This window comes from Corallococcus terminator (assembly GCF_049194865.1).
Classification (GTDB): Bacteria; Myxococcota; Myxococcia; order Myxococcales; family Myxococcaceae; genus Myxococcus; species Myxococcus terminator_A.
In genome coordinates, this window is sequence record NZ_JBLZWL010000030.1 from 15,559 (window position 1) to 38,349 (window position 22,791).

General features: G+C 65.2%; 21 protein-coding genes, 2 tRNA genes and 1 pseudogene. 9 read left to right on the forward strand and 15 right to left on the reverse strand.

Annotated features, from left to right (window positions below):
• Positions 1-13: 13 nt before the first annotated feature.
• Positions 14-883, reverse strand: coding sequence for an SRPBCC family protein (locus ACN469_RS12140; RefSeq protein WP_498767329.1), 870 nt, complete (start codon positions 881-883; stop codon positions 14-16).
• Between the two features lie 239 nt (positions 884-1,122).
• Positions 1,123-3,024 carry a molecular chaperone DnaK gene (gene dnaK, locus ACN469_RS12145; protein ID WP_498767331.1) on the reverse strand — a complete coding sequence of 634 codons (1,902 nt, stop codon included), beginning with the start codon at positions 3,022-3,024 and terminating at the stop codon, positions 1,123-1,125.
• 397 nt (positions 3,025-3,421) lie between these two features.
• Here dnaK and ACN469_RS12150 point away from each other — a divergent pair, with 397 nt between their 5' ends.
• Complete coding sequence (locus ACN469_RS12150; protein ID WP_498767333.1) at positions 3,422-4,516, forward strand: diacylglycerol/lipid kinase family protein; 1,095 nt, start codon at positions 3,422-3,424, stop codon at positions 4,514-4,516.
• 49 nt (positions 4,517-4,565) lie between these two features.
• Here the strand turns inward: ACN469_RS12150 and ACN469_RS12155 are convergent, their stop codons facing one another.
• From ACN469_RS12155 to greB, 5 genes are all read right to left on the reverse strand, one after another.
• Positions 4,566-5,327 (reverse strand): SAM-dependent methyltransferase, encoded by a 762-nt coding sequence (locus tag ACN469_RS12155; protein WP_498767335.1) that lies wholly within the window; start codon positions 5,325-5,327, stop codon positions 4,566-4,568.
• A gap of 86 nt (positions 5,328-5,413) precedes the next feature.
• Positions 5,414-5,719: an HP0495 family protein gene (locus ACN469_RS12160; RefSeq protein ID WP_498767337.1), complete on the reverse strand. Its 306-nt coding sequence runs from the start codon at positions 5,717-5,719 to the stop codon at positions 5,414-5,416.
• A 33-nt stretch (positions 5,720-5,752) separates the two neighbouring features.
• Positions 5,753-7,072 (reverse strand): PhoH family protein, encoded by a 1,320-nt coding sequence (locus tag ACN469_RS12165; protein WP_498767339.1) that lies wholly within the window; start codon positions 7,070-7,072, stop codon positions 5,753-5,755.
• A 157-nt stretch (positions 7,073-7,229) separates the two neighbouring features.
• Positions 7,230-8,177 (reverse strand): deacetylase, encoded by a 948-nt coding sequence (locus ACN469_RS12170; protein WP_498767341.1) that lies wholly within the window; start codon positions 8,175-8,177, stop codon positions 7,230-7,232.
• An 8-nt stretch (positions 8,178-8,185) separates the two neighbouring features.
• Positions 8,186-8,725, reverse strand: coding sequence for a transcription elongation factor GreB (gene greB, locus ACN469_RS12175; protein WP_498767449.1), 540 nt, complete (start codon positions 8,723-8,725; stop codon positions 8,186-8,188).
• Between the two features lie 194 nt (positions 8,726-8,919).
• On the opposite strand from greB, the gene ACN469_RS12180 reads away from it, so the two are divergent.
• Positions 8,920-8,992 (forward strand) — tRNA-Lys (locus tag ACN469_RS12180).
• A gap of 13 nt (positions 8,993-9,005) precedes the next feature.
• Positions 9,006-9,078: transfer RNA gene (locus ACN469_RS12185), tRNA-Glu, on the forward strand.
• Between the two features lie 90 nt (positions 9,079-9,168).
• On the opposite strand, the gene ACN469_RS12190 is transcribed toward ACN469_RS12185, so the two are convergent.
• The 6 genes from ACN469_RS12190 to ACN469_RS12215 form a co-directional block, all read right to left on the reverse strand.
• On the reverse strand, positions 9,169-10,359 hold the full coding sequence (locus ACN469_RS12190; protein ID WP_498767342.1) for a tyrosine-type recombinase/integrase: 1,191 nt from the start codon (positions 10,357-10,359) through the stop codon (positions 9,169-9,171).
• Complete coding sequence (locus ACN469_RS12195) at positions 10,356-10,577, reverse strand: helix-turn-helix domain-containing protein (RefSeq protein WP_498767344.1); 222 nt, start codon at positions 10,575-10,577, stop codon at positions 10,356-10,358. The genes ACN469_RS12190 and ACN469_RS12195 overlap by 4 nt, the downstream gene beginning before the upstream one ends.
• A complete protein-coding gene (locus ACN469_RS12200; protein WP_498767346.1) occupies positions 10,574-12,100 on the reverse strand; it encodes a DUF5906 domain-containing protein in 1,527 nt (508 codons plus the stop codon). Before ACN469_RS12200 ends, ACN469_RS12195 begins: the two co-directional genes overlap by 4 nt.
• Entirely contained in the window at positions 12,097-13,212 is a 1,116-nt protein-coding gene (locus tag ACN469_RS12205; protein ID WP_498767348.1) for a hypothetical protein, read from the reverse strand. Before ACN469_RS12205 ends, ACN469_RS12200 begins: the two co-directional genes overlap by 4 nt.
• Positions 13,213-13,490: 278 nt before the next feature.
• Positions 13,491-13,727, reverse strand: coding sequence for a hypothetical protein (locus ACN469_RS12210; protein ID WP_498767350.1), 237 nt, complete (start codon positions 13,725-13,727; stop codon positions 13,491-13,493).
• A 436-nt stretch (positions 13,728-14,163) separates the two neighbouring features.
• Positions 14,164-14,634, reverse strand: coding sequence for a hypothetical protein (locus tag ACN469_RS12215; RefSeq protein WP_498767352.1), 471 nt, complete (start codon positions 14,632-14,634; stop codon positions 14,164-14,166).
• Positions 14,635-14,947: 313 nt separating this feature from the next.
• On the opposite strand from ACN469_RS12215, the gene ACN469_RS12220 reads away from it, so the two are divergent.
• A complete protein-coding gene (locus tag ACN469_RS12220) occupies positions 14,948-15,715 on the forward strand; it encodes a hypothetical protein (RefSeq protein ID WP_498767354.1) in 768 nt (255 codons plus the stop codon).
• Positions 15,716-16,457: 742 nt separating this feature from the next.
• Here the strand turns inward: ACN469_RS12220 and ACN469_RS12225 are convergent.
• Positions 16,458-17,345 (reverse strand): hypothetical protein, encoded by an 888-nt coding sequence (locus ACN469_RS12225; RefSeq protein WP_498767355.1) that lies wholly within the window; start codon positions 17,343-17,345, stop codon positions 16,458-16,460.
• A 92-nt stretch (positions 17,346-17,437) separates the two neighbouring features.
• On the reverse strand, positions 17,438-18,250 hold the full coding sequence (locus ACN469_RS12230) for a hypothetical protein (RefSeq protein ID WP_498767357.1): 813 nt from the start codon (positions 18,248-18,250) through the stop codon (positions 17,438-17,440).
• Positions 18,251-18,479: 229 nt separating this feature from the next.
• Between ACN469_RS12230 and ACN469_RS12235 the strand changes: the two genes are divergently transcribed.
• The 5 genes and pseudogenes from ACN469_RS12235 (at position 18,480) to tnpB (ending at position 22,786) form a co-directional block, all read left to right on the forward strand.
• Entirely contained in the window at positions 18,480-19,355 is an 876-nt protein-coding gene (locus tag ACN469_RS12235; RefSeq protein WP_498767359.1) for a DUF2381 family protein, read from the forward strand.
• Positions 19,352-21,157 (forward strand): serine/threonine protein kinase, encoded by a 1,806-nt coding sequence (locus ACN469_RS12240; protein WP_498767361.1) that lies wholly within the window; start codon positions 19,352-19,354, stop codon positions 21,155-21,157. The genes ACN469_RS12235 and ACN469_RS12240 overlap by 4 nt, the downstream gene beginning before the upstream one ends.
• Positions 21,158-21,314: 157 nt before the next feature.
• A pseudogene (locus ACN469_RS12245) lies at positions 21,315-22,031 on the forward strand (serine/threonine protein kinase); the annotation flags it as partial.
• 69 nt (positions 22,032-22,100) lie between these two features.
• Positions 22,101-22,427 (forward strand): IS66 family insertion sequence element accessory protein TnpA, encoded by a 327-nt coding sequence (tnpA, locus tag ACN469_RS12250; RefSeq protein ID WP_498767363.1) that lies wholly within the window; start codon positions 22,101-22,103, stop codon positions 22,425-22,427.
• Complete coding sequence (tnpB, locus tag ACN469_RS12255) at positions 22,421-22,786, forward strand: IS66 family insertion sequence element accessory protein TnpB (protein ID WP_498767365.1); 366 nt, start codon at positions 22,421-22,423, stop codon at positions 22,784-22,786. Before tnpA ends, tnpB begins: the two co-directional genes overlap by 7 nt.
• Positions 22,787-22,791 lie beyond the last annotated feature (5 nt).

Consider the following 22,791-nt stretch of genomic DNA (forward strand, 5'->3'; position numbering starts at 1 on the left):
CCTGGGTTCTATGTCAGCGGGATACGAGCGTGTCATGCAGATGCGCATGCACGCCGCGCCAGATGTCATGCTGTCGTTCAATGGGGTCCATCAGCTTGAGGCCCACCGCCGTCGCGGGTGAGCTTCCCTGGAAGGCCGAGTACTGGCGCAGTCGCGTCCCACCCTCCCCATCCTCCTCGAAGACGAAGCGATTCGTCCCCCGCAGCGGGTGCCCGTCCAGGGTGGTGATGTGCACGGTGTGCGTCTTGGCCTCCAGCCGGAACGCCACGGGGGCCCAGACCGGAGGCGGCCCCTTCTCCTCCAGGAACACCTTCGCCCCATCCGCCAGCGCTCCGGTGGCCGGCTGGAGGCGGATGCCAGCGGACTCGAACACGGGCCCCGGGTTGCGCACGAAGTAGGCAAAGGCAGCCTCGGGCGGGACACCCGGAAGCGCGCTGGTGTAGTCCGTCAGGGACGTGGGCGCCCCCAGGATGGGAGGGCTGGGCTCCAGGAGCCGCAGGTGTCCCCGTGCATAGGCCTCCACCACGCTCCCGCCCCTCATCACCAGGCTCGCGGTGGCCGCGTCGGACTGCGCCAGCGTGAAGGCGCCCTGCTTCATCTGCTCCCGCACGCTCCCCATGGGTCGAGGAGGAAACGAGCCGCCCACCGCGAAGTCGAAGCCGTTCGGCGCACCCGTCCTCGGGCCACAGCGAGGACCCGGCACCAAGACGCCCGCCGCGCTTCCGGGCATCAGGCCCTGGAACACCTCGAGCGTGCTGGCCGAGGAGCCCTTCATCGAAGGCGGCGTGCCACGGACGGAAGCGGAGTCGAGGGACGCCGCCCCGACCTCGCCTTCGACAGGCAGGGACGTGGCGGAGGACAGCGGGGACGCGACGCGAGTCATGCGGGCACCTCACACGAAGACGTGGAGCCCCGCCTCGTTGCATCCCCATCACCAACACGCTTCCCAGTCCCCTCAACCCCTTGCGCCCCCGCCGCGTCTCGCCTCGCATACGGCCATCCAGCGGTTCGGAACCTCCCGAGCCCGAGCCCGGCGCGCCAGAAACGCAGATGGGCCGGCCCCCCGCGTGTGGCGGGAGCACCGGCCCTCTGCTTCACCACCCGGGCCTCACGGCCTGGGGGCTACGACTGGCGGAACTCGGCGTCCACCACGTCGTCCTTCTTCGCGCCCGGCTGAGCCCCAGGAGCAGCGCCGCCCGGAGGAGGCTCGCCACCCGGCGCCCCACCCGTGGCCTTGTACATCTCCTCGGCGGCCTTGTAGCTGGCGGCCTGGAGCTTCTCGAGCGCGGACTTGATGGCGTCCTTGTCCTGGCCCTCGCGGACCTTGTTCAGCTCCGCCACGCTGTCCTCGAGCGCCTTCGCCACGTCCGGAGTGAGCTTCTCCTTGTTCTCCTTGACGAGCTTCTCCGCGGCGTAGGACTGGGCCTCCGCCTGGTTCTTCAGCTCCACCAGCTCGCGGCGCTCCTTGTCGGCCGCCTCGTTCGAGCGAGCGTCGGCGACCATCTTCTCCACTTCGTCCTTCGCCAGACCGGACGAGTGGGTGATGGTGACCTTCTGCTCCTTGCCCGTCGCCTTGTCCTTGGCGTTGACGTTGAGGATGCCGTTGGCGTCCAGGTCGAACGTCACCTCGATCTGCGGCACGCCACGCGGCGCGGGCGGCAGGCCCGTCAGGTGGAAGCGGCCCAGGCTCCGGTTGTCGTTCGCCATCTCGCGCTCACCCTGGAGCACGTGGATCTCCACCTGCGACTGGCCATCCGCGGCCGTGGAGAACGTCTCCGACTTGCGCGTGGGGATGGTGGTGTTGCGCTCGATGAGCTTGGTCATCACGCCACCCAGCGTCTCCACGCCCAGGCTCAGCGGCGTCACGTCCAGCAGGAGGATGTCCTTCACCTCGCCGGAGAGCACGCCCGCCTGCACCGCCGCGCCGACGGCGACGACCTCGTCCGGGTTCACCGAGCGGTTCGGCTCCTTGCCGAACAGCCGCTTCACCGCTTCCTGCACCTTCGGGATGCGCGTGGTACCGCCCACGAGCACGACCTCGTTGAGGTCCTTGAGGTCCACGCCCGAGTCCTTCAGGCACTTGCGGCACGGCTCCAGCGAGCGCTCGATGAGGTCATCGATCATCGCCTCGAACTTGGCGCGCGTGAGCTTCAGGTTGAGGTGCTTCGGACCGGACGCGTCCGCCGTGAGGAACGGCAGGTTGATGTCCGTCTCCGTCGCGCTCGACAGCTCGATCTTCGCCTTCTCCGCCGCCTCCTTCAGGCGCTGGAGGACCATCTTGTCCTTCTGGACGTCCAGCCCCGTGTCCTTCTTGAACTCGGAGATCAGCCAGTCCATGATCCGCTGGTCGATGTTGTCACCGCCCAGGTGCGTGTCGCCGTTGGTCGCGAGCACGTCGACCACGCTCTCGCCCACCTCCAGGATGGAGATGTCGAACGTGCCGCCGCCGAAGTCGTAGACGGCGATTTTCTCGTCCTTCTTCTTGTCCAGGCCGTACGCGAGCGCCGCCGCGGTCGGCTCGTTCACGATGCGCCGCACCGTGAGGCCCGCGATCTCACCCGCGTCCTTCGTGGCCTGGCGCTGGGCGTCGTTGAAGTACGCCGGGACGGTGATGACCGCCTCCGTCACCTTCTCACCCAGGTAGTTCTCCGCCGCGCGCTTCAGCTTCAGCAGGATCTGCGCGCTGATCTCCGGCGCGCTGTACTGCTTGCCGTCCAGCTCGATGCGCGCATCGCCGTTGGGCCCCCGAGCAACCTTGTAGGGGACCAGCTTGGCCTCCTCGGTCACCTCGTCATGCCGCCGGCCCATGAAGCGCTTACTGGAGTAGATGGTGCGCTCCGGGTTGGTGATGGCCTGGCGCTTCGCCACCTGACCCACCAGCCGCTCGCCGTCCTTGGTGAACGCGACGACCGAGGGCGTGATCCGGCTGCCTTCCTCGTTGACGATGACCTTGGGCTCGCGACCCTCCATGATCGCCACCACACTGTTCGTGGTGCCCAGGTCGATCCCAATAATCTTGCCCACGGTTCGTATCCTCCGGAAATAACTGCGTTTTCTGCGAAAGCTCCTGATGTATGCCCAACGTAACCACCCACCCCCTTGTGTCAAACCGGGTGTGACGTCGGGCCCTCTGGCACAAGGTGATGCTCCTGGGTGCGTAGCGCAGTGCGCACGAGGTCGGCTGCCGCGTCACGCCATCGCCACCTTCACGGCACGGGTGCGTAACGCGCTCTACACCTCCGTCACCCCCAGGTAGCAACCGGGCGACCTTCCGCACTGCAACCAACGCTGCAACCCCTTGGAATGACATGCCTGCTCGCCTGCTGACGCCTCGCGTCACCCGTTGGCAATGAAAGTGCACATTGCGACGGAGCGTCGATGTCGGGTTCCCCCACCCGCACCTACACTGGAGCCTGTCCCCATGCTGGTTCAGCCCCTGCGCTCTCCGGACCTCCGCCGCTCCCCGTCGGCGGACGTGTCCGTCGAACCGAAGGTCGCGGTGCTCCTCAACGCCAATGCCCGGAAGGTGGATGCCCGGGTGGTGAAGTCCCTGTCGCACGTGGTTCCGGAGCAGGACCTGTTCCTCTCCCGCTCGCAGCTCGACGGCCGCCGCATCGCCCAGACGGTGCTGGAGCGCGGCTATCCCATGGTCTTCACGGGCGGTGGTGACGGCACCTTCATGGGCTTCGTGAACGAGGTCCTCCAGCAGGTCGGCCCCCGAGGCCGCTTCGCCGGTCAGCAGGCGCCCCGCTTCGGCATCCTCAAGCTGGGCACGGGCAACGGCATCGCCGCCCACGTCAACGCCTCCGGCACCCGGGGCGACGGCATCCTCAATGACGTGCTGCGCGCCCGCACCGGTGAAGTCCCGGGCTTCCGCCCCATGGATTTGCTGATGGTGGACGGCCAGCGCGCGCCCTTCGCGGGGCTGGGCGTGGATGGCAAGGTGCTCAACGACTACATCTGGGTGAAGGAGAACCTGGGCAAGGGTCTCTTCAAGAGCATGCTGTCCGGCAGCGGCGGCTACTTCTCCGCCGTGGCCTGCAAGACGGTGCCGCACTACCTGACGCACTCGACGTGGGTGGAGTGCGAGGTCGTCAACGGGCAGGCCGGCGAGGCGTACCGGCTTGGCGCGGACGGCCAGCCCGTGGGTGAGCCGGTGGCCCCCGGCGAGCTGCTCTTCCGGGGCAAGCTGATGATGGCCGCCGCGGGCACCATGCCCTTCTACGGCTACGGCTTCCGGATGTTCCCCTTCGCGTGTGGCCGGCGCGGCTTCATGCAGCTGCGGCTGGGCCAGGTGACGCCCACGCAGGTGCTGACGAACCTGCCCCGCTTGTGGAACGGCCGCTGGTTCCCGGAGGGCCTCCACGACTTCCACGTCCGCGAGGCCACCATCCGCTTCGCGCGCCCCATGCCCTTCCAGGTGGGCGGCGACGCGGCCGGGTATCGGGATCAGGTGTCGCTGTCCGTGGCGCCCGAGTCCATTGAGCTGGTCGACTTCAACGGCTCGCTGAACTAGCCCGCGCCGAGGGGGGACGGTGGGCTTCCCACCCTCCCCTCCTTCCTGCTCAGCCCCTGTCGCGTGAGGCCGGAGGCTTCTCGCCCGGCTCCTTGCGGCGCCCCACCAGGAAGGCATAGCTGACGCTCGCCTTGCCGTTGCTCTCGCGGTGCAGCGCCAGCTCCTCGCGCAGCGGGGCTGCATGGGGGCCGGACGTGGGCCTCAGACAGGCCTCCACCTCGCGGTAGTAGTCGTCGAGCTCCACGTCGTGCAGCGACTCCGCCGACTCCGGCTCGAAGCCGCCCAGCTCCAACGACTGGAGCAGCTCGCGCGGCAGCAACAGGGGTGCGCCCAGACGGCGCTCCCACAGCTCGGCGGCGGCCTTGGGGAGGATGCGCCCCACCCTCGCGGGGAAGGTCATGCCCAGCCGCCCTCGCCTCGCCAGGAGCGGCCTCAGGGCCGCCAGCGTCCCGCGCAGGGTGTACAGCACCCGGCCCTGGACGAGGATGGCGTCGAAGGCGCCGTCCGGCAGGCCGAGCGACTCCACGGTCACGCCGCGGACGTCGATGCGATCCGCCAGCCCCTGGTTGCGCACGCGCTCGCGGGCGGAGGAGACCAGGGCCTCGTCCATGTCCGCGGCGACGACGGAGCAGCCCATCTCCCGGGCCAGGAGCAGCGCCGAGGCGGCATCCGCGCCACACCCGAGCACCAGCACCCGAGCACCCGGCTCCAGTTGGGCCACCTTGGCGAACCGCCGAGTCACGTCGTCCGAGCTGAACGCGCGCCGGGCGTCCGCGGGGTGGTACAGCGGAAAGGAGTCTGCCGGGCTCATGGGCTCCTCATATACCCAACCCCGCCCGGACTTCCAGAGACGGCGCGGGCCCCCCACCCGGAGGAGGAGGCCTCGCGCGTCCGGCGTCACAGGTAGTAGACGACGCGCGGGTCCTTTTTCAGCTGTTCATAGATGGAGCGCCGCTGCTCCTCGGACAACAGGTACACCGACACGCTGAAAGACACGTACTTGCCCTTGCTGCTGGGCTGCTCGTGGATGGAATCCGGCGAGATTTCGGTGCCCATCATCTTCCGGAACAAATCCCTCACGTGCTCCGCGAAGCCGGGGCCCTGAAGGCCCATCACCTTGAAGGTGTAGACCGAGGGGTACTCGATGAGGGGCTTCTTCTCTCCGTCTTCCGGAGGGGTCTCTTCAGGGCCGTCGTTCTTCATGACACGTCTCTTCGCGCGGGCACGGGCAGGTGCCTAGAGCAGGTTGGCGGCGAGCTCGGCCAGGGCACTGCGCTCGCCCTTGGCCATGGAGATGTGCGCGGCGATCTTCTCGCTCTTGAAGCGATTGACCACGTGCACCAGGCCGTTGTTGGTCGAATCCACGTAGGGGTTGTCGATCTGGAACGGGTCCCCCGTGAGGATGATCTTCGTGTTGTCTCCCACGCGGGTGATGATGGTCTTCACCTCATGGGGCGTGAGGTTCTGCGCTTCGTCCACGATGATGAACTGGTTGGGGATGCTCCGGCCACGGATGTACGTGAGCGGCTCGATCTCCATCAACCCCAGGTCCAACAGCTCGTGGTAGCCGCGGCCGGCCTTCTTGTCCGCGCGGCTGAGGTTCATCAGGAACTCCACGTTGTCGAAGATGGGCTGCATCCAGGGGTTGAGCTTCTCCTCGACGCTGCCCGGCAGATACCCGATGTCCCGCCCCAGGGGGAAGATGGGACGGCTCACCAGGAGCTTCTGGTAGAGGTTCTCCTCCGTCACCTTCTGGAGCCCCGCGGCGATGGCCAGCAGCGTCTTGCCCGTGCCCGCCTTGCCGACGATGGTGACGAGCTTGATGTCGTCGTTGAGCAGCAGGTCCAGGCAGAAGGCCTGCTCCATGTTGCGTGGGCGGATACCCCAGGTGCCCTCCTTGCTCTGGCGGAGCAGCGGCACCAGCCGGTTCTTGAGCCCATGCAGGCGCCCCATGGCGGTGTGCGACGGGTTCGTCTCGTCCTTGAGCAGCACCAGCTGGTTGGGGAAGAGCGTGTCCACGTCCGGCAGCTCCACCTCCGCGCCGGGCTTGTACATCTGGTCCACCAATTCCTTGGGGACGAGCCGCTCGGTGAAGCCGGTGTACAGCTCGGTGATCTCCACCCGCTCGGTGTCGTAGTCCTCGGCGATGAGGCCCAGCGCATCCGCGCGGATGCGCAGGTTGGTGTCCTTGGTGATGAAGACAGCCTGGGTGTCGGGCTCCTGCTCCATCAGGTCGATGGCCACCGCGAGGATGCGGTTGTCCATCAGGTTGCTGTCCGCCATGGACAGCGGCAGGTCGCGCTCCGTGAAGCACACCCGGAGCATGCCGCCCCTCGGCATGGGCACCCCTTCCTTCAGCGAGCCCTCCGCGCGGAACGTGTCCAGGTAGCGCGCCACCATGCGGGCGTTGCGGCCCAGCTCGGAGAGGTCTCTCTTGAACTGATCGATCTCCTCGATGACGTAGATGGGGATGATGACGTTGTTGTCCTCGAACGCGTAGATGCTGCGCGGATCATGGAGGAGGACGTTGGTATCGAGGATGAAGTTCTTTCGCATCGTGGGTTCGCGCGACCTGATTGGTTCGGGTGCGACCGCTGGGGACCGTGCGACGTGGCTGGGCCTGACGCCCACTCCAATATAGACAGGGGCTCCCACGGAAGCAGCCTGCTCTGCGTCGGAGGTGCTGGCTGTTCGAAACCCCACGCCTTGGCGCTCAGTGCGCGAGCACGGGGGCGAGCGGGTCGTACCCCAGCAGCTCCGCCAGTCGCTCGGGCGGTGGCCCCGGGGGCATGCGCTCCCAGGGGAAGCGCTGCTGGAGCGCCTCCTCGTCGAGCGTCAGCACCTGGCGACCGGTCTGCTCACGGGCCTCGGCCCAGGCCTTGACGTCGAACGAGCGGATCATCCGGCGGCTGAGCGGCGACAACATGGGCATGGGGGTGAAGGGGAGGTGCTGACCGTCCGCGTCGCGCATGCACCCCAGCTCCACGGCCCAGGCGAGCAGCCAGCGGGGACGCTTTCCGCCGGCGCCGCGCAGCGCGAGGAAGCGCCCCTGGGCCGCGCCGTCCACGAAGAGGAAGCGCCGGTCATAGACGCTCGCGGCGGCGAAAGTCGAAGGCGTGAGGGCCAGGGCCTCCGCGCCGATGCGACGGGCCATGAGCATCAGGAGCTCCAGCAGGGGCGCGGAGAGCGCGAGGCCCGGGTGGCTCTGCCCTGGCAGCGGTGGGCGGTGCCAGTCGAACGAGCGGCCCGGGTTCTGGAGCAGCAGCGCGTCCACATAGAGCAGGGGCGCGGTGGCGAGCGCGTCACCGAGGCCGACCTCGGCGCCGGTGGCCATGCGCAGGGACAGGTCGGCGACGGGGGCGTAGAAGCGGCGGCTCCACAGGATGACGCGGGGGCGGAACGGGTCCTCGCCCTGGATGCGCAGCTCGATGGGCCCCACGCGCTCCTCGGCGCGCTGGAGCAGCCCGTAGGCGCGGAGCACGCGCTCCAGACCCTGGTGGCTGTAGGTCCCGAAGAGGAGGCCCACGCGGGTCTTCTGGGAGTCGCCCAGGCCCAGGTCCTCGAGGGAGAGCTCCTCGGGCTCGGCAGCGGCCAGGTCCGCCCCGCTCAGGTGCTGATAGATGCGGCGGAAGCGGGTGTTGATGGGCAGCGTCCGAGGCATGGGGCCTCCTAGTCGTAGCGGATGTCGATGACGGTCAGCTCGATTTCGCCCCGGGGGCGGTGCACCTCGACGGAGTCGCCCACGCACTTGCGCAGCAGGGCGCGCCCGATGGGGGACTCCACGCTGATGCGACCTCCGGCGGCATCGATTTCATCGGACCCGACTATCTGGTACTTCGTGCGTGCTCCGTCCTCGTCCTCGAGGGTGACCGTGGCTCCGAAGTAAACGCGTGCACGGTCGCTCTGTTCAGAAGGCGTGACGATGGTGGCGGTGTCGAGGCGCTTTTTCAGGAAGCGGATGCGGCGGTCGATCTCGCGCAGGCGCTTCTTTCCGTAGATGTACTCGGCGTTCTCGGAGCGGTCCCCCTGGGCGGCGGCGGCGGAGACCTCGGCGGTCACCTTGGGGCGCTCCTCGTTGAGCAGTCGGACGAGTTCCCGGTGCATCCGCTCGGCGCCCGAGCGGGTGAGGTAGCGGCGGAACGGGGCCTGCTCTTCGCCGTCCTCGGCCTCCAGGTCATCGTGTTCTTCTGGGGGCAGGTCCTGGGCCATGCCACCTTCTATACCGCCGATGCCTGACTCCGGCGTGGGGGCGAGGCCCCAGGCGTTCACCGGGAGTCGTGGAGTCGTCGTCAGGAAGGGAACGGTGCGCTCGCCAGTGGAAAGCGCGAAGAAGTTCGGGTAGGAAGCGCCTGCCTCCGAGGCCCGGGAGGGCAGCCCGTGGATTTTGAACAAAAGAATAGTGCGAGTCGCTAGCTCAGATGGTAGAGCACCGGCCTTTTAAGCCGAGGGTCGGGGGTTCGATCCCCCCGCGACTCATGTAGGTGGCGACGTCCCCGTCGTCTAGAGGCCCAGGACGCTGGCCTTTCAAGCCGGTAACACGGGTTCGAATCCCGTCGGGGACAACATGGGAAGCCCAGCAATCTTCACAGGTTGCTGGGCTTTTCTTTTTCCCCCACCCCGTCATGTGCCCCCAGTGTGCCCCTCCGGCGTCGCTAGCCCAGAACGGCGCGCTCTTGGTGGATGGGCCGGTCGAGTTCCTGCACCGCGCTCTCCCGAGTCTCCGGAGAGAGGTGCGCGTACCGCATGGTCATTTCGATGGTGGCGTGCCCCATCAGCTCCTGGATGACCTTGAGCGCTACGCCCCTCATGGCGAGGTGGCTCCCGTAGGTGTGGCGCAGGTCGTGCCAGGTGATGAACCCCTGCTCGCGGCGGATGCCCGCCCGGATGAGGGCCCCCTCCAGTCGGTGCTCGGTCATCCCAGCGGTCAACGGCTGGCCATCGGGCTGGCAGAACACATAAGGGCCGCTCAAGTGCCGGTGCCCCTTGAGTGCGATCACAGCCGACGCGGGCAGGTCCACCGTTCTCTCCCGCCCACCCTTGGGCAGTCCCGTCACGCCCTGCCAGATGGAACGCCGCACCTTGAGCTTGCGACGCTGCAAGTCCAGGTCGCCCCACTGGAGCCCGATCAGTTCCCCGTGCCGCAGGCCCGTCTTGAGCGCCAACAGGATGAGCGTTCGCCACTCCGGTTCCGCTGCGTCGACCAATTGCTCGGCTTCCTCGAACGAGAGGAAGTCGAAGGCGGGTTTGTCCGTCTTGAACAGCTTGATGCGCGGGACGTGTTCGAGCACGCCCTGTTCCTGAGCCAGTGCCAGCAACTTGTGCAGCACGGCGAGAACGTTGTTGATGGACTTGAGGCTGAGCAGCTCCACCCCGGAGCCCTTGCGCTTGAGGAGGGCCGCTCGCTTGGGGGCGTCCTTCCGGGCACGTGCGCCTGACGGCTTCTTCCGCATCGCGGCCTTGAATTCCTCGATCTCCGCTGGACCGATGGCATCGAGAGGCGTGTCCTCGAACACCGGGAGCAGGTGGTCATCCAGAATCTGCCGCTTGGTGACGACGGTGGAGTGCTTGTTGTTGTTCTCGCTGTACGTGATGAAGCGCGGGACGAACTCCCCGAAGGTCCGGATTCGTTCCGGCTCGCGCTGCTTCTCCTTTCCGAAGGTGCCAGCAAGGAGGGCATGGCGGACCTGACGCTCGTACTCTTCGGCACCGCGACGGGTGTTGAGTGGAGACGCCTTGCGGACGCGCTCTACCCGCCCATCGGGGTGCTGGTACTTCACGTCTACCCACCACGCCTCGTGCACCCTGCCCTCTTTCGCCTTCCACTTCCGCAGTCTGACGCTCATCGGTTTTCTCCGAGCGCAGGACCGCTGTTACCCGGCTGCCATTCTACCAATGCACGTCGACGGATGCGGAGGGCTTTTCCGATGCGTGCGACTCCAGGCACCTGCCCGAGTCGAATGGCCTCGTAGAGCGTCTTCCGGTTCACGCGCAGGAGCGCTGCTGCTTCTTTCACGGTGAGGAACTCGGGCCCGTGGGCGCCCTGGGACGGGCAGGCATTCATCGGGAGTGCTCAGTCTGGGTGCTTGGCTGCGGCGTGCCGGGATGCGCGGTGGTGGAGCATGGAGCGACCGGGGTGCGCGGCGGGTTGAGCGGAACGACCTTCGAGTCCTGGTGTGCAGGTGCGTCGCTTCCTGTCGCGTGCCACGGCGGGAGCCCGCCCCGAGCCTTGCTGTCTCGCTGCTCAATCCAGCCCGCGGCCTTCAACGCGGCCAGGAAAGTCCGTTTCTGCGGTGGGTGCTTCTGACCGACGGCCTTGCAGAACCCCACCACTGCCGCGAAGAGGACGTCGTTCACGAACGCATGGGTCTTGCCGACTCGGGGCCCCGAAGGAGCGTGCAGGGACGAGGAGGCGTGAGGCACCATCGTTACCCAGTCGCGAAGCTGCCGGTCCGGGTCGGGGCTCTCGCTGAGTTCGCGCAGGAATTGCTCCGTCACGGGCTCGCTGAGCTGCTGTAGCTCGTCGCGGGAAGCGTTCGTGTGCGGCCTGCGGACGCGCTTCATGTCCACCGCGTAGGCGCCCATCTCGTAAGCGAAGGCGGCCACCTGCTGCATGAACTCCGAGGTGAAGGCATCATCCGCGCCTGGAGCGTGGAGCGCCTCCAGGAAGTCTCGATGGGTCATCTCCAGGTCAGGGTGGCGGTACTCGGCGGGCTTCGTCTTGTTGTGGAAGACCGTCCAGCGCCGGTCGCTCTCCTCCAGTTCGATGGGCTTGGTGCGGTTGGTTGCCGCGAGGAGCGCGACGCGGTTGACCGCTGGCGTGCGGCCAATACCCTTGCTCTCCAGGAACACCTCGCTATCAGTGATGGTCGCCTTGAGGCCGTCGCCAAGCGAACCACCACGTTTGTGGTTGTCGAGTAGTTCGTTGGCGAAGACCAACAGCTTCGTGGCGAAGTGGTGGTTGTAGGGCTTGGCGAGGTCCGCCTCTCCAATCTGTACGCAGTTCGCGGGGCCGAGTACGTGCGCCAGGAGGCGATAGAGCACGTTCTTCCCGGTGCCCGGGGGGCCTTGAAGCAGGACTGCGGTTCCCGGCTTGGAGCCCGGGTTCTGGACCTTGAACGCAATCCAGTTCAGGAGCCAGTCGAGCCCAGCGTCGTCCTCCGCGAGCCAGAGAAGGACACGCCGCACATCAGGCCACTCGCCCGGCGCGGGGAGGAGCGTTGGCGCTTCCCATGTATTGACCGAGTACGTGTCGTCCTCACGCGCCAACAGCTCCGGCGCGTTGGGGCGGCATTCGAGCCCCATGACCCCGACACACAGCTTCGGCGCGTCGGGCGATACGGCCAAGGGGCTGGCTCCTCGGGGCCATGTGTCGCGCGACGGCAGGAGGCCACGCAGCATCAGGTAGTCCTCTGCCGCCTTCTGGGTGAGGAGGTCCGAATTGAAGGAGCGACCACCCGGCCGGCGCGCAAGGTAGCGCTCAAAGGGAACGACCTTCACCAGAGGAAGGCTCGCGACCTCCGCGCGTGCCGCTTCGCGGTCGGCGTTCGAGGCGGCCTCATTGTCGGGAGGGTAGTTCGGAGTCATGGAGTGCTCCCACGCCGGTGGCTGGAGGTGGCCGCGAGCATGACGGTCCGACGCCATTTGGCATCTTCCGCCTCGCGGTTGGCCTTCCGCTGAAGGTCCCACTGCGGAAGCTTGGCGCGTGCTCCGTCCAACCCTCGAAGCGCTTCGCCCCAGACGTCGCGGGAGGGCTCCAGCTTGCCGAGCGCATCGAGTGAGTGCTGGGCGATGGCGAGAAGGCTCTCCGAGCTTTCATCGGGCTTGGCAACCCGGGCCAGCATCTCCGTCAGCCTGTTGATGCCGAGGTGGCGCTGTCCATCGAGCATGAGGACTTCGCCCGCGTCCACCTGCGCGATGACCTGGCGGTAGTCCTGGCGCTTGTATCGACGAAGTCGCGCACGAACGGCCTGGAGGTCCGCTGACCTAGCACCGGTCACCTGCTGCTCGCTGGGGCGCTCGACGTAGCGCGCGAAGGGCTGACGCAAGAGCGGGCCGAACAGCGCCTCCACATTGAGCGGCTGTCCTCGGTAATGCTCGGGAGCTGGGCGCTGGGTGGGGTTGGAAGGGTTCCAGCTTGGCAGGTAGTAGAGCCGCGCCACATCCTTGCATGCTGGATCCGCCTTCAACGCGGCTGTGGCCTGAGATGCGAGCCCCAGGGCGTCCATGAGACGCGGCCAAAGGCTGTCGGCCCATCTGCTGGGCGAGCCAACAGCGACGGGCTCACTGAACGGCAGGACGACGCGGTAGCGGATGGGCTTGGAAGGCTGCCCGTAGGAGTGGGTCGGGTATGCGAGAAACCAGAGGCCACGCTGGCGCAGGGCCGCGAGCCACGAATCCAGCGCGGACTGTTCCTCGCAGTCGAAGTCCACGACGGCCAGGGTGACATGCGAGAAGTTCGCATTGCGCCTGTATGGAGTAGGCGTGGGTTGGCCGCCCTTGCCTTCGTAGAGGCCATCAGCGCGAGGTGGGCAGGGCCGCGCGGGGATGAGCGAGTGGCCGTCCTTCTCCGCGCGGAGCACCGGGTCCATGGCGTCCTCGAAGAACTCCGACATGAGTTCATCGATGGACGAGAACTCCCTGACGGAGAGTTGGTCGGGCGTGAAGCGCGAGGGGGTGAGGCAGAGAGTCCAACTCATGGGGCACGACGCTGGGGAACTCGATTGAGGCATGGCCACGGCGCGGTATTGCACGGGAGCGGCGACACCTTGCGGAGCCTGGATGGGTGCAGGTGGTGTGACGAACGCTCGGGCGCTGGAGGGTTCCGTCACTGCTCCGTCATGGCCTTTTTCACTCTGTAGATGACGGAGTGACGGAGTCCTCTCATTCCTAAGAAGAAAAGATAGAAAGGGGAGGAGGGACCACTGTCCGTCAGTCACAACGTCAGCGCCCTGGTGGGGCTGGGGACAGCACGCGTTCATTCGGCCCTCGGGTTGAGGCTGTAGGCACGCGGCACCGCACCACGAGCGCCGGGCGTGTACCGTGCGGACTCACGCAGGACGCCCGTCAGAACGAGCGCCGCGAGGCAACGGCGGATGGCCTGCTCTCCCGCTCCGAGCGCGCCGCACAGCTCCTTCACGGTGAGCCCTTGGGGCGTGGCGTTGGTGAGCGCGGCGATGACGTGGGGGCGGTACTGCTCAACCTGTTCAAGCATGCGTCGATCTCCTTCAACTCTCTTTATGGGGACGCTTTCCCCGACTGGCCCCGCTGAGACTTCGTTGGCCGCGTTTGACGGTGTGCTGTCCCCCTGTAAATGCGTGCGGTTTCTGCGAGCGGCTCACTCGACGGTGCTTGGGCAGGCCCCCCGGTTCGGATTTCCGGAGCGAGGTCCCTTCACGCCTTGCTCGGCGGTCCCCCACGCTCGAAAAATTCTCAGGGAAAACGCAGGGGCTCGTTATGCGCGGCGTACCCCCCGGTTTCTTGCTGAAACGACAGACGAGCACGTTGAAGCGCGGGGTGACCGGGAGAGCGGTGCTGGCTTCGACGCCGTCCAGGTAAGTCGACTTGTACTCGTCGACGCTCCCGCTCTTCCCCTGGTCTTCGAGAAGCCCGTCACCCGAGCCGAACAGCGTGTCACGGTCGGTTGCGACCTAGCCATCGGAGAATCGCTCGCTGGGTGCGGTGACGGGGGGCGAGCCGTTGTAGGCGGCGGTGACGAGTTGGGCGAGGCGCTTGGAGTCCTTGGTGCCGTTGGCGCGGAAGATGCCGGCGGCCTGGAAGTGAGCGCGGTTGGCCTTCCACTCTTGCTCGACGCGGCGGCACAGCTCCTCGACGCGACCGGTATGGGTGCGAAGCCCCCAGACGGAGGCGAGGTGGAGCGCGAGGGCGGCGCGGACCTGGTCCCCTTCAGCGTGGAGGTTGCCGCCGTTGGGGATACTGGACGCGGCGCGCTCTTGGGACAGGTAGACGTCCAGCGTGAAGCGCGCGTCGCGGAGCGGGTACTTCACGGCGCCTTCGGGCCACTGCTCCAGCGGCACGCCGTCCAGCGCTCCGTAACGCAGGCGCCACGCGTCGGGGGCGTGATTGTCGGCGCTGATGTCGAGGCCGAGGTGGCGCCGCACCAGCAGGGCCAGAGGGTATCGGCCGCCCTCGTCATCTCCGAGAGGGCGGCCTGAGAGGTGGCGATTCGTGCGAGTGCTGCGTTGCTCATGTCCCGTGTTCCCAGTCAGGTGGCGGGACGTCGAGAGGACGTCCTCATTTTCTCTTACGGGGACGCTTTCCGGGAGTGGGCTCAACTCTCGCTTGGAGAAGGCCACGGCCGAGTCCATTCGCGTTGCCCTCGCGCATAGAGGCCCTTCCTTCCCGAGTGTTCCTTTTACTGGGCACTTATCCTGCTTAAAAGGTGAAGTGGTGGTCCCCACTTTCGCGGAGAGCATGGTGATTCACGAGCTTGAAAGAGACTTTTCTGAATTTGTAAAGGCGAACTCAAATCCCACCAACACGGAAAAGGCCGCATTTCTGTCTGGAGGGATTGCACTGCTGATTTCATATATTCTTGTTGCAACTCCACGTTCAACGATCATTCAGGCTGTCGCACTAGCCGCCATGCCGCTCATGGTTGTAGCTCTCGTTTTAGTTAGGCTTCAGATGGAGCGGTCGAAATGGTCAAAGCGCACTGGGAAAGCGGTGACGTCGATTGATGACGGAATCTCCTGTGTAGAGGAGGAGCAGGCTCGCTATGTAGCCAGCCATCCAAGGGTTGATGGAGATGTCGAAAAAATAGCAGCGGGTATCGAGTATCTGCAAGCGCTGGATGCCAGCGTGAAGGACTCTAGGGAGCCTTGGATTCCACCTGCCTCTGCTGCGATACTTAAATTCCTGCTCACTACTACCTGCGCAGGTTCGTTTCTTTTTCTTCTTCAAAAGGAAAGGTTTGATGATGCATTTGGCATTACAATGATCGGACTTGTTGTTTTTGGCTTATCTGTCGTCGTGCTTACGGTGATAGGCTGGATTTCAACTACTCGGAGTTCACGTCGTCGGATGCTTTATCGTGCTCTCTTGGGTGCTCGGCTCTACATGAAGACTAAAGCGCAGGCGGCTCCCTGGCTGACTCAGAACGTTGTCAGCATTGATGCTCTTGCGAAGACTTCGGATGAAAAGCCCCGGCCTCAGCGAAAGACTGGTCGCAAGCGGCGATAGGGGTTCTTGTGCACATTGTTCTGGAATTAAGGAATCTCAATGACTAGATCAAGAACGGCCGTCGTTAATTTTGGGCGAGCACTTCCGGCAAATGAGCCTCTAGCCGGATTGATGGCAAGGATGTTTGTCCTGCTGGCCGATCTCAACCTTGAGCGTCAAGAGTTAGGAGGCGGCTCGTCGTCCGAAGGGGTGAACGAGTCGGAGAGGCAGCAGCGTCAACTCTACTTTGTTCGCTCAACGAGTCGGACACTGTGGTCGGGTCGAAAGTTGCTCGATAGACTCAAAGCAGATGCGCGATTCAGTGAGTGGTTATCTCAAGAGCCAGACATGGAGAGGGAGTGGAGTGCGGCAAAGAAAGAACTTGATCGCGGTGGACAGACTATCGAGCGCGTCCGAAATCACCTCGGCGCTCATGCTGAGGAGCATGTCGAGGCAGGGTTGCTGTGCGATTGATTCGTCGACAGATGGCTTTCTTGAGATGGGCGCTGATGGCTGGATGAGACCTCATTTGGCGACACAGATTCTACTGGCCACTCTTGCCCCCGAAAGGACAACTGATGAATGGTGGAATGAGAGCCAGCGTGTGATTGGGGTGTTGGCTGGCAGCATCGCTCCGATGGTTCGTGCTATGGTGATCGCGTTTGAGCTCTATCGAAAGCGCTACCCAGCGATCTGGCCGTAGCCCACAGGGTGACTGCTGAAACTGGTTTGTCGTCAAGTTGACGTCGTGAGGGGATTGTCTTTACTGAACTGAATCAGCCTGGGGTGAGATAAGTTCCTGAGTAGACTTTCCCGAGGCAGGGAGGCTGGTCACTGTAGCTGTGTGGGATTTTTGTTTTGTGGTTGCGGCCTCTTGCCCCTGCATGAAGTTGTCGAGTGCTCGCACTATGAGATAGATCGCGCCCGCCAAGGTGAGTTGTTTGCTTGTGTCTACCATGATGACGTGGTCCTTAAGCGTCACCCACGCCGTGAGGATCGCAATACTGATTTCCGTTGCGGCGTAGAGTCTGCGCCAGTTTACTCTGAGCCAATAAAAAGCGGAGCCAATTGAGAATATCCCGATGACGCCGATTACTCTGGCGACTGTGCTCCCTGACGTGATGAATGCGACTGCCTTGGAGATGACGCCTAGGTTCCACATAAGCGAGACTGCAATAAAGGCAAGGGTTATCAGTTGCAGATTTGAAATTACTATCGAATAGAGATAGCGCAGCCTATCCACTTTGATTGAAATTTTCGTGAGCCGAATGTCCCTGGATAGGGACTTGGCTTCGTTTGCCCTCTTCTCTGTATTTGCTATTAGGATGGTCCAGGATGCGAGCTTGTCTCGTGCGCTCTTTAGAAGTGCCTTGTGTTTGGGCGTGAAGGTTTCTGGATTTAGCTGTCGCTCGGATTCCAGCTGCCGGACTGTCTCAGCGAGTTCTCGGTATTCGGCTATCGTTTTTTCGGTTTTCGGGAGAAAGTCATCTGCGGTGACTTTTTCCATTCTGCTCTCAAGTTCAGTGACCGCTGCTTCTCGGCGGCGGATGGCTGCCAACCTTCGTCGGATGAATCGAGGGCTAGACGTTTGAAGGAATGATTTTTTGAGGCTCCTTAGGAATCTATAGGGCGCACTTTTCTTTTTGGGCATGTTGTTTCCAGTGGGCTAGGCGTGTTGTGTGAGGCTGCTCTGTCTTAGTGTAAAGGGAAAGCAGGATGGTTGAAAGAGGGGACGGCGGTGCTTCAGGAGTAGCCGCCCTGGAGGACGCCTTGAACAGTGCGCTTGGCAATCCCCAGTAGTTTTTGAGGCTGCCCGTCCGTCTGCTGGATGAATCGTGCTCGCTCCTGTGCCGTCGCGAATGCCTCAACGTAGTCCTGCGTGTGGAGGCACACGTCTACCTCGACGCATGGAGCCTGTTGCCCGGGACGGTGCGTCCGCGCGAGGAGTTGTTCCCAGGCGGCCCCATCCGAAGGTGGCGTCACCACGAGGTTTCGAGAGAACTGCTGGAGGTTCTTCCCCGTGGCGTGCGCTTTGATGCTCGCCACGACGGAGCGCTTCCCCGTCTCACGGATGATGGACTCGGACGCCGCCTTCCCCCCGCCGTAAAACGGCACACCCGCCGCCTTGGCGATGCGCTCGCCCAACTCCGGGTACTCGACCCAGACGATTCCCACCCGCGAGCGCGCCCACTCCGCCGCGTCCTTCACGAGAAAGTCCGACACCCAAACGGCTTGGGGCTCGGGCCGCACGGCGGCATGAATCTCTGACCACTCCGACCACGTCCCCGCGTGCCAGACAGGCTTGTCGCCCTCGTAGGGCGGTGACATGTGCGCGCGGATGGCTGCCTTGGTGAGCAGTCCCGGCGAGTCCAGGTGCTCACGACGCTCGCCCTTGAGTTCCTCCCAGACTTCCTTGTTCCATGCCTTCCGCCGCGCGAACCACTTCTCAATCAGCTCTGGGGACAGGACGAAGGCGGCACGGGACATCAACGCGTTCAGGGTGTTGTCCTGCTCGCCGATGGGGGCGAGCGGCCCACCGGCAAACACGCGACGCACACTCGCGACGTGTTCGGGCTTCCGGAAGCGATGCTCAGTGGCCGGTGGACTCCGAACCTGCGACCCTCGGAGCGCGTAGCGATCCTCACCCTGCCCCTCGTCAACGGTGCCTTCGCCAGGAGCGGCCAAGTGTACCGGTGCCCCCACGGGCTGCGGCGCGCTGTAGGAAAGAGACCCACTGCGCGTGCATTCGCGATGGTAGCCTTCCCATTCGGGAGGTCACGCATCCTTGCTCCAACCCTTCAGATTGGTTCTTCCCCTGACGCTGGCGCTCGCGTGGGGAGCTACCGCGCAGGCCCAGCCGGCCACGGAGGCGCGCGTTGACCGCAAGCGCTCCGTGACCATCGCCAGCACGCCTGCCGAACCGCTGCCCGTCGTCCATGTCGCGGCGGACACCCGGACGTTGTTCCTGTTCTCGGCGCCGATCCAGCGGAGGACCCTCACCTTCGACGAGTCCCGGATTCGCGTCCTGGATGCGGGCGAGCGCTCAATCATCGTTCAGCCCGTGGCCAATCTCACCGACGGCGAGCGTCAGGAGATCGGGGTCTTCTTCGCTGACGGCCAGGTTCCCACCCGGGCCGCCTTCGTGCTCGTGACAGACCCGCGCAACGTTGACGCACTGATCGACGTGCAGCGCCCGGAGCCAGCCAATGCGGCCTGCCAGCCCACCGCACAAGCCCCGGCGCCAAAGCCGGAAGACTTCGTGCTGCTCGGCTACGTGGACAAGACGGGCGTCACGACGACCCTCGGCAAAGGAGTGGACGACGCCGCACAAGGGCTTTCAGCGCCAGTGACCGTAGCCATCCGGGGAAAGGGTTGGATCCTGATGGACGTGATGATCGTGAACGAGCGCAACCGCACTGCATGGACACCACAAGAGGCAACGTTCCTGGGGCGTGACGGCATCCCCCTGCGGGCACGGCTCGTAGCGAAGACGCCGGGGGCAATCCCTGCGGGAAAGGAGAGGCAAGTGCTTGCGGTCGTTGAAGTGCCAGAGACGAAGTCGGACCTCGTCTTCACCCTGGAGGTGCGTGGGGATGGGGGGCGTCGCATCACGATTCCGGACGTGCGCTTCCCTCGTCCTCGTTCAGGAGGAACCCCATGAACCCGACATTGCTCCACGCCCTGCCTGGTTCGTTGATTGACGGGTGGCAGGTTTCCAAGGCCCTTGGCGACGGAGGCTTCGCGTGCGTCTTCCTTGGAGAAAAGAACGGCAGGCACCGCGCCATCAAGGTGGCCCAGCACCGGGAGTGCAGCGGCGACTCCAAGCAGACCCATGCCCGGACGCTGCGGGAGCTGACGGCGCTGCTCATGCTGAACCATCCGAACATCGTCCGGCCACAAGGGTATGGGCTTGCGGAGAGTGGAAACCTCTACCTCGCGCTCGACTACGTGGATGGCTGGACGCTCGCGGAATGGGCCGAGCGCAAGCACCCGACCGTTCGCGAGATACTCAGAGTCTTCGAGAAGCTCACCGGCGCGCTGGCATATATGCACGGCCGGGGCGTCCTTCATCGGGACCTGAAGCTGTCCAACGTGCTCATCCGGAAGAGTGACGGAGAGCCCTTCATCATCGACTTCAGTTGCGCAACCTACACGCTCGCCGAAGACCTGACGGATGGGGGATTGCCTCCGGGCACGGAACGCTATCGCGCGCCCGAGCAGTTCGAGTTCCTGCGTGATCACAAGGACGAACATCGGGCTCGCTACGCCTTCCAGGTCGCCGACGAAATCTTCGCGGTCGGCGTCATGCTTCATGAACTGCTGACGGACCCGCGACCGACGAAGTTTCGTCCGCGCTTCGATTTGAACAACGCGGCTCTACCACCGCCGTCGCCCCGACTGGCGAATGCGCGGGTTCCAGAAGCAGTGAGTGATCTCATTGAGAATCTGGTGGCTCTGGACCCCAAGCGGCGTCCGGTCGACACCGAGGCGTTGCGCCGCGAACTGGCGGATCTCCTTACCGAGCGCTCCGCTGAGTATGATGTGCCGGCACATCCGCCCGCTGAACAGCGTCAAGGCGAGCCACCACCTGCGGCACTGACGATTCCCTCCCCTCCCCAGTCCCTCAAACGGCATGTGGCCATGATGGGGCGACCGCGCTCATTAGGAGGGTGGTTCCCAGGCCTCCTGGGTGTCGTGGTGCTCGTCGTTGCGGCGGCCCTCTGGCGCTACTCGGCGGCGGTCCCCGGGCCCCCAGTCGAACCGCGCATCGCCGCAGGCCCGCGCCCTCCCAGCCCCCCACAATCCCCCCCGCCCAGGACAGCCCCTCCTGCTATGTCCTCCCCTGCTCTCTCTCCCGTGGCTCCCTCGGAGCAGGAGATCGACGACGCACAGAAAGAAGGTTCCACCGTGAAGACCCCACCGTCTGAAACGCCGCCCCCAGGACGAACACTCCGAGTCCCGAAGAAGTCCGTTGCCGCCGTGGAGTGCGCGTCGCTGTCGCTCGTCGCGGCGCTGGCGGCGGGTTGTCCCAGTGCCCAGATCCGGCCCGAGGCGTTCACCTGTCCGGCTGGAGCAGAGGAGGCGATGCGGCACCAGCTTCACTGGGAGCTCGATGAGCGCTTCAGCCTGAAACTCGACGCCAGCGAGGACGATTTTGCAGACGTGTGGTTTACGGCTGGCGCGGCGGTGGTGAGCATCGTTCCGTGGGGCATCGAAGACGACCGGCAAGCGGCGGTCGCCCCTGAAGGGACACGCTTCTACGGCAAGGCGTACTACCTCTCCGACAAGATGGGACGTGCGGATGGGCCAGCGCTCGTCATCCGCTATGACCGCGTGAAGCTTCCAGGGCAGGACGAGCAGCCCATCTGCTTCGTGGTGGAGGGGCGTGTCAAAGCGTTCAAGGACGGCAAGGTGAAGGGGTTCAATCGGAGCGCTGGTTATGTCGTGGCCCGCTGGCCCTGAGTGGCGCCGGGTGACGTGTTGGGTAGGTGTTCGATTCCGGAGCCCTCCTCTCCAGACGAGACAGGACCTCCCAGGGTCGTTCCGTAGCTGCCCATCTCACGGGTAACATCGCTCGCGACGCGCTGGCCAAGGATGCCTGCGCGAAGGAGAAACGAGCATGTCGGCAAGTGAGTTCAGGCTCCCACGCGGAGCGATTCTCTTCATGAGGGACGGCTTCCAGTACGAGTTCCGCGAAGACCTGGGAGAGGTCCACCACGGATTGAGCCTCCTGCTCGCCCGGCGCCGGACCTCGGAGGGCAGCATCCGAGGCAAGGTGCTGCTCAAGGCCGCGAGCGTTTCGCAGTTGCTGGAGCCACCTCGCGTCAAGCGGGCGCGGGCGAAGCTGGAGGAGCAGGTGCGCCTCGCAACGTACCTCGACCATCCGGTCATCCTCCGTGTCCACGGGCTGCACAAGGCGGAGGGCTGCTGGTACGTCATCACCGAGCATCCGTCGGGGCACAGCATCAACACCCTGTTGACGCTCTCCGGGGAGTGCGGTGGCCGGTTCTCTCCCCTCTTCGCACTCCATGTCGGGCTTCGCGTCGCCGAGGCCCTGGAACATGCCCAGGAGGCGCAGGACGAGCAGGGGCGCCCCCTCAACATCGTCCACCGGGCGCTCGACGTGGAGCACCTCTTCGTTGATTGGAACGGCGACGTGCAGGTCTCCGACTTCGGGCTCGCCATGTCGGACCTGCCCGGTCGCGTTTCTTCCACGGTGCATCGGCCGCATGGGGATGCGTTCTACTCCTCCCCGGAAATGCTCCTGACGGGCCGCGTGGACGCGCGCTCGGACCTCTTCGCGCTGGGGAACGTCCTGCTTGAACTCGCGACGGGGGTATCCGTCCGACGGACGACGTGCTGCGGGGCGTTGCCGGGATGAGCGGGGCAGGTCATCCCTCGACAGATGCAGAAGAGAGCTGAGAAGCCGGAGTGGGTGCGCGTCGCGGAGGAGTTCGAAGCGAGCGGGCTGACGCAGCGGGAGTTCGCCGGACGCCGGGGGCTGCGGCTGAGCACCGTGCAGTCCTGGGTCTACCGCCGTCGGCGCCAGGTGCGCACCAAGGTCGAGCCGGCTGTGCGCCTGCTCCCGGTGCGGGTGAGCCGGGAGCCAGCGTTCGAGGCGTTGGCGCTGGAAGTCATTGGCGCCGCTGGAGCGCGCGTGCGTTTCGCCCCCGGCACGGACGTGGACTACGTGGCCCGACTGGTGGCGGCGCTGGAGCGCACCGCGTGCTGACACTGCCGGCCTCGGTGCGAATCCTTCTGGCCACCGGGCCGGTGGACATGCGCAAGTCGATTGATGGGCTCATGACGCTGGTGCGCACCGCATGGGGCGAGGACGTCTACTCAGGCCACCTCTTCGCTTTCGTCAGTCGGCGCGGAGACCGGGTGAAAATCCTCACCTTCAGCCGCGGCGGCTTCGTCCTGTACTACAAGCGTCTGGAGACGGGCCGCTTCCGGCTGCCGCCGGTGGACGCCGATGCCCAGTCGGTGCTGTTGGACGCCACGCAACTGGCGATGCTGCTGGATGGCATTGACGTGGCTGAGGTCAAGCGCCAGCCCGCCTGGGCGCCTCCGGGGCGGGCAGGCCGCTGAGCACC